This is a genomic window from Kribbella sp. NPDC048915, from assembly GCF_040649595.1.
Classification (GTDB): domain Bacteria; phylum Actinomycetota; class Actinomycetes; order Propionibacteriales; family Kribbellaceae; genus Kribbella.
In genome coordinates, this window is sequence record NZ_JBEZFT010000004.1 from 172,867 (window position 1) to 185,402 (window position 12,536).

General features: G+C 69.5%; 9 protein-coding genes. 4 read left to right on the forward strand and 5 right to left on the reverse strand.

Annotated features, from left to right (window positions below; translation table 11 throughout):
- Window positions 1-138 precede the first annotated feature (138 nt).
- Both AB0B82_RS04120 and AB0B82_RS04125 read left to right on the forward strand, forming a co-directional pair.
- On the forward strand, window positions 139-1,338 hold the full coding sequence (locus tag AB0B82_RS04120) for an acetyl-CoA C-acyltransferase (protein ID WP_360162249.1): 1,200 nt from the start codon (window positions 139-141) through the stop codon (window positions 1,336-1,338).
- On the forward strand, window positions 1,335-3,446 hold the full coding sequence (locus AB0B82_RS04125; protein WP_360162251.1) for a 3-hydroxyacyl-CoA dehydrogenase NAD-binding domain-containing protein: 2,112 nt from the start codon (window positions 1,335-1,337) through the stop codon (window positions 3,444-3,446). Before AB0B82_RS04120 ends, AB0B82_RS04125 begins: the two co-directional genes overlap by 4 nt.
- Window positions 3,447-3,450: 4 nt before the next feature.
- Here the strand turns inward: AB0B82_RS04125 and AB0B82_RS04130 are convergent, their stop codons facing one another.
- The 4 genes from AB0B82_RS04130 to dxs form a co-directional block, all read right to left on the reverse strand.
- Window positions 3,451-4,932, reverse strand: coding sequence for an amino acid permease (locus AB0B82_RS04130; RefSeq protein WP_360162253.1), 1,482 nt, complete (start codon window positions 4,930-4,932; stop codon window positions 3,451-3,453).
- A gap of 68 nt (window positions 4,933-5,000) precedes the next feature.
- Window positions 5,001-6,311: a hypothetical protein gene (locus tag AB0B82_RS04135; protein ID WP_360162255.1), complete on the reverse strand. Its 1,311-nt coding sequence runs from the start codon at window positions 6,309-6,311 to the stop codon at window positions 5,001-5,003.
- Window positions 6,312-6,424: 113 nt separating this feature from the next.
- A complete protein-coding gene (locus tag AB0B82_RS04140) occupies window positions 6,425-7,756 on the reverse strand; it encodes a hypothetical protein (protein ID WP_360162257.1) in 1,332 nt (443 codons plus the stop codon).
- A 5-nt stretch (window positions 7,757-7,761) separates the two neighbouring features.
- Window positions 7,762-9,654: a 1-deoxy-D-xylulose-5-phosphate synthase gene (dxs, locus tag AB0B82_RS04145; protein ID WP_360162259.1), complete on the reverse strand. Its 1,893-nt coding sequence runs from the start codon at window positions 9,652-9,654 to the stop codon at window positions 7,762-7,764.
- 109 nt (window positions 9,655-9,763) lie between these two features.
- Between dxs and AB0B82_RS04150 the strand changes: the two genes are divergently transcribed.
- Together AB0B82_RS04150 and AB0B82_RS04155 are read left to right on the forward strand one after the other, a co-directional pair.
- On the forward strand, window positions 9,764-10,306 hold the full coding sequence (locus AB0B82_RS04150) for a DUF402 domain-containing protein (protein WP_360162261.1): 543 nt from the start codon (window positions 9,764-9,766) through the stop codon (window positions 10,304-10,306).
- 201 nt (window positions 10,307-10,507) lie between these two features.
- Window positions 10,508-11,002: a DUF402 domain-containing protein gene (locus tag AB0B82_RS04155; protein WP_360162262.1), complete on the forward strand. Its 495-nt coding sequence runs from the start codon at window positions 10,508-10,510 to the stop codon at window positions 11,000-11,002.
- A 6-nt stretch (window positions 11,003-11,008) separates the two neighbouring features.
- Here the strand turns inward: AB0B82_RS04155 and AB0B82_RS04160 are convergent, their stop codons facing one another.
- Window positions 11,009-12,526: a CocE/NonD family hydrolase gene (locus tag AB0B82_RS04160; RefSeq protein WP_360162264.1), complete on the reverse strand. Its 1,518-nt coding sequence runs from the start codon at window positions 12,524-12,526 to the stop codon at window positions 11,009-11,011.
- Between the last annotated feature and the right edge of the window lie 10 nt (window positions 12,527-12,536).

Here is a 12,536-nt window from a genome sequence, read left to right on the forward strand (position 1 = left end):
CCTTGACCACCAGCATGCGCCGAATCGCGCCGCATTGCGAGGGCTGCGTGTGAGCGGCCCCACAGCGGCGGGTTCTTTGGCGGTTCTGTTACTCACGGGTAGCCTTGCGGTAGCTTTCCCGACCCCAAGGAGCGCCTCGTGCCTCGTGAGATCCGCGACGTCGTGTACGTCGACGGCGTTCGCACCCCGTTCGGCAAGGCCAAGGGCCAGTACGCCGAGACCCGCGCCGACGATCTGGTGATCAAGTGCATCCGGGAGCTGCTGCGGCGGAACCCGGGTCTGCCCCCGGAGCGGGTGGACGAGGTCGCGATCGCGGCCACCACCCAGATCGGCGACCAGGGGCTGACCATCGGCCGGACCGCGGCCCTGCTGGCCGGCCTGCCGAACACCACGCCCGGCTACGCCATCGACCGGATGTGCGCGGGCGCGATGACCGCCGTCACCACCACCGCCGCCGGGATCGCCTTCGGCGCGTACGACGTCGTGGTGGCCGGCGGTGTCGAGCACATGGGGCGGCACCCGATGGGCGAGGGCGTCGACCCGAACCCGCGGATCATCGCCGAGAAGCTCGTCGACACCTCCGCACTGGTGATGGGCTCGACCGCCGAGAACCTGCACGACCGCTACCCCGGGATCACCAAGGAGCGCGCCGACGCGTACGCCGCGGCGTCCCAGGAGAAGGCGGCCAAGGCCTACGCGAACGACCTCATCCAGCCCGACCTGGTGCCGGTCGCGACCCGATCGGCGGAGCAGGGCTGGGGCTACGCCACCACTGACGAGCCGATGCGGCCGGGGACCACGGTCGGGGATCTGGCCGGGCTGAAGACGCCGTTCCGGCCGCACGGGCGGGTGACCGCCGGCAACTCGGCCGGGATCAACGACGGCGCGACCGCGTGTGTGCTGACCGCGGCCGAGACCGCCGCGGAGCTCGGGCTGACGCCGAAGATGAAGCTGGTCTCGTACGCGTTCGCCGGCGTCGAGCCCGAGGTGATGGGCGAGGGCCCGATCCCCGCGACCGAGAAGGCACTGCGCAAGGCCGGGCTGACCATCGACGACATCCAGGCCTTCGAGATCAACGAGGCGTTCGCCGTCCAGGTGCTGGCGTTCCTCGAGCACTACGGGATCGCCGACGACGACCCGCGGGTCAACCCGTACGGCGGCGCGATCGCGTTCGGCCACCCGCTGGCGTCGTCCGGTGTCCGGCTGATGAACCAGCTGGCCACGCAGTTCGAGCAGCGCCCCGAGGTGCGGTACGGCCTCACCACCATGTGTGTCGGCCTCGGCATGGGCGGCACGGTCATCTGGGAGAACCCGAACTGGGAAGGTGCCGCGGCATGAGCTTGCAGGATCTGATCGACAGCGCGTCGGCGCTGTCCACCGACGAGGTTGTCACGTACGCGCACTCCCGGGACGTCGTCCTCCCGAACAAGGCCGGCGTGATGGCGCTCATCACGCTGGACAACGGCCACGACCACACGAAGCCGAACACCTTCGGGCCGAAGGGTCTGGGCTCGCTGAACGCCGCCCTCGACGCGGCACTGGCGCGCGACGAGATCGTCGCGATCGGTGTCACCGGCAAGCCGTTCATCCTGGCCGCGGGCGCCGACCTGACCGGCGTACCGAAGCTGACCGACCGCGAGCAGGCGCTGGCCCTGGGCAAGATCGGGCACGGCGTGATGCGCAAGCTCGTCGACGGCGGCAAGCCGTCGTTCGCGTTCGTGAACGGCGTCGCGCTCGGCGGCGGCCTCGAGGTCGCGCTGCATGCGACGTACCGGACCGTGTCGGCGGCCGCGGGCATGCTGGCCACGCCGGAGGTGTTCCTCGGGCTGATCCCGGGCTGGGGCGGAAACTTCCTGCTGCCGAACCTGATCGGCGCCGACAACGCGGTGAAGGTCGTCGTCGAGAACGCCCTGAACCAGAACAAGATGCTCAACGGGCCGCAGGCCGTGCAGCTGGGGATCGGCGACGTCCTGCTGGACTCGGCGGACTTCCTGGAGCAGTCGCTGCTGTGGGCGTCGAAGGTGCTCACCGGCTCCGTGGTCGTGGAGCGCCCGGAGATCGACCGCGGCGAGGCGTGGGACGCGGCCGTTGCCCGAGGCAAGGCTTTCGCCGACCTCAAGGTCAGCGGTGCCGCGCCGGCGCCGTACCGGGCCCTGGAGCTGATCGCGGCCGCTCGTGACAACGATCGGGACCGCGGGTTCGCGGCCGAGGACGAGGCGCTCGCCGACCTGATCATGAGCGAGGAGCTGCGCAGCGGCCTCTACGCCTTCGACCTGGTGAACAAGCGGGCCAAGCGGCCGGCCGGTGCACCCGACAAGTCGCTGGCACGTCCGGTCACCAAGGTCGGTGTCGTGGGTGCCGGTCTGATGGCCGGTCAGCTCGCGCTGCTGTTCGCGCGGCGGCTCGAGGTCCCCGTCGTCCTCACCGACCTCGACCAGGAGCGGGTGGATCGCGGCGTCGGGTACGTGCACGGCGAGATCGACAAGCTGCTCGCCAAGGGCCGGGTCCGTCCCGACAAGGCGAACCAGCTCAAGGCACTCGTCACCGGCTCGGTCGACAAGGCGGTGTTCGCGGACGCCGACTTCGTGATCGAGGCGGTGTTCGAGGAGCTGCAGCTGAAGAAGACGATCTTCGCCGACCTGGAGAAGATCGTCCGGCCGGACGCCGTCCTCGCAACCAACACGTCGTCGTTGTCGGTGACCGAGATGGCCGCGGACCTCGAGCACCCCGAGCGGGTGGTCGGCTTCCACTTCTTCAACCCGGTCGCGGTGCTGCCGCTGCTCGAGATCATCCGCGCGGACCGGACCGACGACGCCACGCTGGCGACCGCGTTCGCGGTCGGCAAGACGCTGAAGAAGTCCTGCGTGCTGGTGAAGGACGCGCCTGCCTTCGTGGTGAACCGGCTGCTGACCCGCTTCCTCGGCGAGGTCAGCGCGGCGGTCGACGAAGGTACGCCGATCCCGGAGGCGGACCGTGCGCTCGCCGCGCTCGGCCTGCCGATGCCGCCGTTCGTGCTGCTGCAGCTCGTCGGGCTGCCGGTCGCGTTGCACGTCGCCGAGACGATGAACCGGGCCTACCCGGACCGGTTCGCCGTCTCCGCGAACCTGGCCAAGGTCGTTGCCGCCGGCAAGAGCTCGTTCTACGTCTGGCCCGAGGGCAAGCCGGTCGTCGACCCCGAGGTCGAGGCGCTGGTGACGGTCGGCGACAAGCCGTCCACCGCCGACGAGCTGCGCACCCGGGTGCTGACCGCGCTCGCCGAGGAGATCAAGATCATGCTCGACGAGGGCGTGGTCGCCGAGGCCCAGGACATCGACCTGTGCCTCCTCCTCGGCGCCGGCTGGCCCTTCCACCTGGGCGGCATCACACCGTACCTGGACCGCACCGGCCTCGCCGAAAAGACCAACGGCACCCGCTTCCTTCCGAAGGGGGTCGCCGGCCTGCCGTAACGGGTCAGGCCTTTTGTTGTTCGCCGGTGGCTTGTTCGAGGCCGACGCGGCTCTTGCGGTAGCCGTAGGCGAAGTAGAGGACGAAGCCGAGGACCATCCAGATCAAGAAGCGGAGCCAGGTCTCCAGGGAGAGGTTCAGCATCAGGTAGATGCAGATCAGGGCGGCCAGAATCGGGATCACCGGGTTGCCGGGGACGCGGAACGAGCGCTGGATGTCGGGGCGGCTCTTGCGGAGCAGCGGGACCGCGATCGACACCAGCGTGAACGCGGCCAGCGTGCCGATGTTGACCATTTCCTCGAGTTTGCCGATCGGGGTGACGCCGGCCACGATCGCGACCACGATGCCGATGCCGATCGTGAGGCGGTAGGGCGTACCCCACTTCGGGTGCGTCTTGCCGATCTGCCGGGGCACCAGGTGGTCGCGGCTCATCGCGAACACCACCCGCGCCGCACCGATCATCAGCGTCAGTACGACGGTGGTCAGACCGGCCACCGCACCGGCCGAGATGAGCGTCGCGAACCCGGGACGGCCGACCGAGCGGAACGCCTCGGCGAGCGCCGCCTCGCCGTTGATGTCGGTGTAGTTCACCATGCCGGTGATCACGATGCAGACCAGCACGTACAGCACCGTGCAGATGGCCAGCGAGCCGATGATGCCGCGCGGCAGGTCGCGCTGCGGGTTCTGCGCCTCTTCGGCGGTGGTCGCGACCACGTCGAACCCGATGAACGCGAAGAACACCAGCGACGCACCCGAGATCAGGCCCATCACCCCGAACGTCGACGGCGTGAACCCGAACAGCGCCTGGAACAGCGGCGTGGTGATCGTGACGTCCCCGCTCTCGGACGGCACGCTCGGCGGGATGAACGGCGTCAGGTTCGAGCCCTGGATGTAGAACATGCCGGCGACGATCACGAACAGCACCACGAACAGCTTGATCGCGACCAGCACCAGGTTGACCCGCAGTGATTCCTTGATGCCGATCGTGGCGAGCGTCGCGAGCACCACGACGAGCAGCATCGCCAGCACGTTGACGCTGCTGTCCGGCCCGATCGACTCGGGCCAGCCGAGACCGATCTGTTCGAGGAACAACGCGGCGTAGGTCGACCAGCCCTGCGCCACGACGCTTGCCCCGAGCATCAATTCGAGCAGCAGGTCCCAGCCGATGATCCAGGCGAAGATCTCACCGAGCGAGAAGTACGAGAAGGTGTACGCCGATCCCGACACCGGCACCGTGGACGAGAACTCGGCATAGCACAGCGCAGCCAGCGCACAGCAGATCGCGGCCAGCACGAAGGACAGCGCGATCCCTGGTCCGGCGTACAGCTTCGCGGCCCGTCCGGTCAGGGTGAAGATGCCGGCGCCGATGATGACCCCGATGCCGAAGACGGTCAGGTCGATCGCGGTGAGGCGTTTCTTGAGCTGGTACTCCGGCTCATCGGTGTCGGCGATCGACTGCTCGATCGTCTTCTTCCGGACAAGACTCATCTGCGCCTCCTCGACTGGACGGACCGATTCGAGACTGCTCCTCTGACAGCGCGAGGTCAAACCGCCACTCAGCGTTGTGGCTCGTAAGTTGTGAGCGACGTCCACAGCGTCGCCTCGGTCAGCCCGGTCCGAGTCTGCAGGATCCGGTCGCGCGCACTCTGGTCGGTCCCGTTGCGGGCCAGGTCCTCGTACAGTTCCTCGACCTGGTCGAGGCCGATCTTACGGACGAGTTGGCGGACCGCGAGCCAGCTCACGCCGTACACGTCCGCGGAGTTCTGGTAGAAGCCGGCGTCGCCGGGCAGCGCGGCCAGTTGCGGCACCGCTTCGTCGACGACCTCCTGCTCCCACTTCGCGACCTCGGCCGATCCGCTGATCGCCTCGATCCCCCGCCAGGACACGTATTCCGCGGCACCTTCGGCCAGCCACAGCGGCTCGTACCCGCCGAGGTCCGCGGTCGCGACATGCGTGATCTCGTGCGACAGCAGGATTTCGTCGACCCGGTCGCGTTCGTTCGGGTTGATCACGATGTACCCGCCGGCCACCGTCCCGTCGGCAGACTCCTCGCCGGGCAGCGACGAGAACGTCGTCCCGGTACTCGCCGCGGACTCGATGTCCTCGTCGGCGAAGCGGGCGTCGCGGACGTCGGTCTCGTCCAGCGCGATCACCAGCACCGAGCCCGTCCACTTCAGCGGCCAGTACGCCGTCACCTGCGCGATGCCCTCGGTCGCCTCGGCGACGATCGACCGCCCGCGCGCCGTGTCGCCCTTCTCGACAACGACCAGCACCCGCGGGCCGCGCTGGATCTCGATCCGGCCGAGGTCCCACGCCTCGCGATGGGCGCCGGGCCCGAGGTCGGCGTCGAGTTCGTTGTCGGCCGTCAGCAGCCAACGGCCGCCGCGGGCGACGAACGTGTAGCCGAGCTCGGTCGTCACCGGCGTGAAATCGACCGTGGGGATCTGGTACCGCATCAGAATCCGGACCAGGTACGCCGTACTGCCGTGGGCGCGCCGCACCGCCGGGTTGAACCGCTCCTCGGCCTGGCTGTAGCCGAGCTCCTGGAAGCCCATCTCGACCAGGTTCGCGAACAGGATCTTCTGCTCGGCGCGGAGCTTGGCGTTGGCCGGGTCGACGTCGGCGAGGAACATCGCCTCGTTGCCGGTCCGGACGGCCTCCGCGCGGCGCAGCAGGATGGTGTCGATGGCAACCCGGCGCGCGGCGATCGACGCGGCGACCTTGGACGGCTTGGTGGACTTCGGCGGCGGGGGCGACGGGGTCGCGGTCCGGGTGGCCGTCACCCGCTCGCGGGCGTCCTGCTCGCGCTGTTCAACGGTGTACACGACGCCGCCCGAGACCAGGGCAACAGCCGCCAGGAGCCCCACCCAGCGGCGGGGTCCCGGCGTGCCGGAACGAGGTGTCGTCGCACTCACTTCGGGTCGTTCCCTCCGAGTACCCGGGTGGTCGCAGCCGGGCTACCCTACTCGACCCGCGCCGGTTACGCCGCTGCTGCGGCCTTCAAGGCGCGGAAAAGTCCGGCCTCGGTCATCCCGACGTGCTCGAGCATGATCCGGTCGCGTTCCTTCTGGGTCGATCCGAGCGCCGCCAGCTCGCGGTACAGCGTGCCGACCTCGACGCCGCCGAAGCGGGTGAACAGGTAGTCCAGCGCCAGCCAGGACAGCGGATACGACCGGTCGGCCTGGTCGAGGAACGTGTCGTCGGTCGGCAGGCCCTTCGCCTTGGCCAGGTACTTCCGCTGGACGTCCAGCCGGTACTGCGTGATCGCCAGGTCCTTCTGCCCGCTCATCGGCAGAAACTCGACGTACGTCGCGGCGCCCTCCACCAGCCAGCGCGGTGCGTAGGGTCCGTACGGCGCGGTCGCGACGTGGGTGAACTCGTGGGCCAGGGTGCGCGCGTCGACCTTGGCGCGGTTGTTCGGGTTCAGCACGACGTACGAGTCGGTCCGCTCCCCCGCGCCGGTCACCTCGCCGGGCAGCGTGCGGTACCCCCAGGTCGCCATCGCGAGCGCGTCCTCGGCGTTCTTCGGCTGGGTGTAGTCGGCGCCACGGACGATCTTGTCGTCCAGCGCGATCACCACACCGGCGCCGTTCCAGCCGCCCGGCCAGTTCTTCGTGACCGCGTGCACCGCACTGACCGACATCGCGACCAGCTTGTTCGCGAGGGTCGCCTGGCCTTGCTCGACGACCACGAGCGCACGCTGCGCCCGCTTCACCGTGACCGGCCCGAAGTCCCACGCCTCCTGGTGCGAACCGCGCGGCAGCCGCTTGTCCAGGTCGGAGTCCGACACCAGCATCCAGGCTCCGTCGGCGCGCTGCGTGAACGTGTAGCCGAGCATCGCCCGCACCGGCACCACGTCGATGTCGCGGATCTGGTACGTCATCGCGACCGCGATCAGGTACGTCGACGGGCCGTACTTCTGCGCGATCGAGTCGTCGTACTGCTGCGCCAGCTGCTGGTAGGCGATGCTGGCAAACCCGAACTGCCGCAGATTGGCGAACAGCGTGCGCTGCTTCGTGACGAACCGTCGGTCGCTGCGGTCGATGTCCGCGAGGAACGCCTGCTCGTCACCGGTCAGCACGGCCTGCGAGCGACGCTTCAGAATCGCGTCGACGGCTGCCGACCGGGCCGCCTGATCGACCGAGGGCGCGCCGGCCACCGGGTCCGTGCGGTCGCCGGAGTGGCTGGACCGATGCAGCGCGAGCCCGCCGCCGACCGCCCCCGCCACCAGCAGCAGCGAAAGCACCGCCGGCCAGACCCGCGACCGCCGGCGTGCGGCGGCGTGCCTGCTGTGCCGCCCGGCCTCGGTCATGGCCGTTAGGCGTTACGCGGCCGGTCGGCGGCCGTGTCCGGCTCGTCGAGCGCCTCGCCGTGCTGACGGGTGAGCTGCTCGGTGATCTCCCGGGCCAGCTCCTGGCCGGTCAGCCCGATCTCCTGGAGTACGGCGGCGCGCTTGGCGTGGTCGAGGAACTGCTGCGGGATGCCGAAGTCACGCACCGGCGTCTGGACGCCCGCGTCCCGCAGGGCCTGGGCGAACATCGTGCCGCAACCGCCCGCGCGGCCGTTGTCCTCGATCGTGGCGACCAGCTCGAAGTCCCTGGCCAGCTCGACGAGCGCCGGGTCCACCGGCTTCACCCAGCGCGGGTCGACCACGGTGACACCGAAACCGTGCGCCTCGAGCCGCTGCGCCACGTCCATCGCGGTCGCGGCCATCGCACCGATCCCGACGAGCAGCACGTCGTTGCCCGAACGCCGCAGTACGTCGGCCTGCCCGACCCGGTCGATCGCCTCGATGTCGGGGAACACCTCGCCCTTCGCGTACCGCAGCACGGTCGGGGCGTCGGCCACGTCGACGGCTTCGTTGAGCAGCTCCTGGACCCGCTTGCCGTCCCGCGGCGCGGCCAGCCGCAGCCCGGGAACGACCTGCAGGATCGACATGTCCCACATGCCGTTGTGGCTCGGCCCGTCGTCACCGGTGACACCGGCCCGGTCGAGCACGAACGTGACACCGCACTTGTGCAGCGCAACGTCGAGCAGCAGCTGGTCGAACGCGCGGTTCAGGAAGGTGGCGTACAGGCCGACGACCGGGTGCAGCCCGCCCATCGCCAGACCGGCCGCGCTGGTCACCGCGTGCTGCTCGGCGATGCCGACGTCGAAGGTCCGGTCCGGGAACTCGTCGGCGAACGCGGCCAGACCGGTCGGGTGCAGCATCGCGGCGGTGATCGCGACCACGTCCGGACGGCGGTGACCGATCTTCACCAGCTCGTCGGCGAACACGTCCGTCCAGCCGCGCGGCTTGTGCACCGGGCGGATCTGGTGGAAGTTGTCCTCCTCGTCCTGCTCGGCGGCGGCGTACCCGAAGCCCTTCTTGGTCACCGCGTGCACGATCACCGGGCCGCCGAACGCCTTCGCGTTCCGCAGCGCGTCCTCGAGCGCCTGCCGGTCATGGCCGTCGACCGGGCCGACGTACTTCAGGCCGAGGTCCTCGAACATGCCCTGCGGGGCGAGCATGTCCTTCAGGCCCTTCTTCACCCCGTGCAGCACCTCGTACATCGGCGGGCCGACGTACGGCGTCCGGCCGAGGTTCTTCTTGATCAGGTCGAGGATCTTCTCGTACCGCGGGTTCGTGCGCAGGCTGGTGAGGTGCGTGGCCAGGCCGCCGACGGTCGGGCTGTACGAGCGGCCGTTGTCGTTGACGATGATGACCAGCTTCAGGTCCTTGGCGGTGGCGATGTTGTTCAGGGCCTCCCAGGCCATGCCGCCGGTCAGTCCGCCGTCGCCGATCAGCGCGACCACGTGCCGGTCCTCGCCGCGCAGCCGGTACGCCTTCGCGAGGCCGTCGGCGTACGAGAGCGAGGTCGAGGCGTGGCTGTTCTCGACGATGTCGTGCTCGGACTCGGCCTGGCTCGGATACCCGGACAAGCCGCCCTGCTGACGCAGCGTGCCGAACTCGCCGGCCCGGCCGGTGAGCAGCTTGTGCACATACGTCTGGTGGCCGGTGTCGTAGACCAGGCGATCGCGTGGCGAGTCGAACACGCGGTGCATCGCCAAGGTGATCTCGACCATGCCGAGGTTCGGCCCGAGGTGACCGCCGGTCCGGGACACCGTCTCGACCAGCACGTCACGGATCTCCGCCGCCAGATCGGTCAACTGCTGACCGGTCAGCTGCTTGAGATCGGCCGGCCCTCCCAGCGTCTCCAGCACGCGCATCGAGCTCCTCCCGCGGATCGTTCTCGAATGCTTGAGTCTATTCCCCCTCCAGACGCTACCCGGGTGTGCCTGGTTCGGCGGTGTGGCAGGTCTCACCTAGGGTGATCGGGTGGCGGATCGGGCGGAGGACCAGGCTGCGGACCGGGTCGAGATGGTGCGGACCCTGTTCCGCAAGTACGACGGGCAGCCGCATCGTCTGGTCGAGGCGGTCCGGCTCGGCGAGGACGAGCACGGCCTGTGGGTCGGCTCGGCCCCCGGGACGCAGGGCCAGCGCGCCGACGGCAGCTGGAAGTCCATCGACCACCACCGGGTGCGGCTGTTTCCCCGTGGGCAGTGGTGGAGTGCGCTGTTCAACGACGAGCCGCACCAGACCGCGATCTACTGCGACATCACGATGCCGGCCGAGTTCGGCATCGACTGGGTCACCGCGGTCGACCTCGACCTCGACATCCGGCTGCTCCGCGACGGCACCGTGCACGTGATGGACGAGGACGAGTTCGCCGAGCACCAGGTCCGCTACCGCTACCCGCCCCAGGTGATCGCCACCGCCCGGGCCACCTGCGCCCACCTGGCGGCCACCATCACCACCACAGAGCCCTTCCTGACGGCCTACCTGCCCTATCTGGAGAAGATCCGCGCCCTGAACGCCTGATCCCAGAGATCGGCCCTCGGAGGCTAGGAGCCCCCCTGAGCCCTCGAGGACCGACCCGCCGGCCTGGGGCCGACCTCCCCCATGCTCCGTCGCCCTCCGCGACCGGTCCACTCCCCACGGCAAAATTGCAGCAAGTTGCAGAAGTGGCCGGAGCCGTGGGCGCCGATCGGGCCGGACCCCCAGAGCGATAGGTTGGGCGTTATGCGTGACGTCCGGGTGGTGTATCGGAAGTACGACGAGCAGTTGCATTGGCATCAGTGGATGCGTTACCTCGGCGAGGACGCGTACGGGCTGTGGCTCGGCGCGCCGGCGGGGTCGGTGGCGCAGCGCGGCAGCGAGCCGGAGGTGACGCAGGATCACGCGCATGTGCAACTGTTCCCGCGCGACCGGTGGTTCACGGCGATCTTCAACGACGAGCCGCGGACGACCTTGATCTACGCCGACATCACCACACCGGTCGAGTTCTCCGCGGACGTCGTGACGATGATCGACCTCGACCTGGACGTGATCAAGCGGCGCGACGGGACCGTCTTCATCGACGACGAGGACGAGTTCGCCGAGCACCAGGTGCGGTACGGGTACCCGGCGGACGTGATCGCGACCGCGCGGCAGACGTGTGACTGGCTGGTGCAGGCGGTCAGCGCCGAGGAGCCGTTCCTGACCGTCTACAAGACCCACCTGGACAGGATTCGCTAGGTCCGTCTAGGGCGTCGCGCCGCCTGCCGAGTGCAGGGTCAGGACCCCGTTCTTCAGCATCATCACGCCCGGGATCGGCCCGCGTTGACCGGCGTACATGTCGGCGATCGGCGCGACCATGAGGTAGAGGTTCTGGCCGGGCGGCACGTCGACCGCGATCGCGGGCAGCTCGACGGTACGTCGTACGCCCCGGGCCGTCCGCTCCTCGCGCAGCGGCATGGTGTTGCTCTGGACGACCTTCGCCGTCAGCGGGTCGGCGCCGACGCTGAGCGCGAGATACACCGCCGAGCGCGGGACCACCGTGTACACGTCCGCGGTGAGCTTCGGCGTACCGGCGACCGTGATCGGGCCCTTCGCGATCGGCAGGTTGACCGGCAACCCGGCACCGGTCGGCACGACGATCTTGCCGAGCGGGTAGCGCTTGTTCGCGGTCAGGCTGCGCTGGGTGAGGCAGCGGCCGTCGGCGGTCGACAGGTGGTAGGCGCCGTACCCGGTCAAACCGCTCGTCTGGTGCAGCAGGTGTTGCCGCATGAAACGGATCGACAGCGCCGAGAACGACGGTGATCCGAGCGCCACCGAGCACGGGTCGCCGGCCGTCGCGTAGCCCGGCGGTACGACGCTGGGCAGCGTGTGGCCGCCGTTGTACCCGACGAAGATCGAGCCGGCCCGGGCGCGTGCGGTGAGCGCGCGGTCGAAGTTCGCGAGGCCCTGGTTGAGGTTGAACAGGTTGTCGGAGATGCCCTGACCGAACAGCACCGGGATGTCCAGCTTGCGCCCCTGCTGCACGTGCCAGGCGGGACCGTTCTTCGCGAAGAACGCGTCCAGGTCACGGCCCATTCGGCCCGGCGGCCACGCACCGGTTGCGATCAGTGTGACGAAGGCTTTCGACACGGCCGGCGGGAGGTGTGTCCCGCCGCCGGCGAAGAGGATCGACAGCCACAGCGTCCGCGCGGCCTCCTGCGGGGCCAGACTTTGTTTCAGGTCCCACCAGGTCACCTCCGGCGCGAGCGCGTCCAGGCGGGTCCGGCCGCGATCGCGGAGTTCGGTGAACGCGCCGGCGAACTGGAAGCCGCCGCCGTACGAGCCCCCGATGGCACCGATCAGCGGGTCGCCGGGACCTTGCCGGGTGACCCAGTCCAGGCCGCCGACCAGGTCGACGAGTTTCACCACGTCGCGGCCCTCGTAGTCCGAGTTCATCACATGGGCGACGCCGGTGCTCTGGCCGAAGCTGCGCTGGTCGAAGCTCAGTACGCCGAAGCCGGCATCGAGCCACGCGGCGAACGCGGCCGGGTCCGTGGTGCGGCTGCCGCCCCAGCCGTGGCTGTGCAGGATCAGCGGCACGGTGTGCTGCTTCGAGGCGGTCGCGGGCTTGAAGAGCGAGTAGCAGATCCGCACCGGAGTCGTCGTACCGGGCTCGGGCACCGACTCGACACAGCCGTTCGTGACCGTACTGGCGGCCGCGGCCGGGACGACCGGCGCGACGAGCAGGACGAGGGCCAAGACCAGACCAAGCACACGACGCATCCGTCACTCC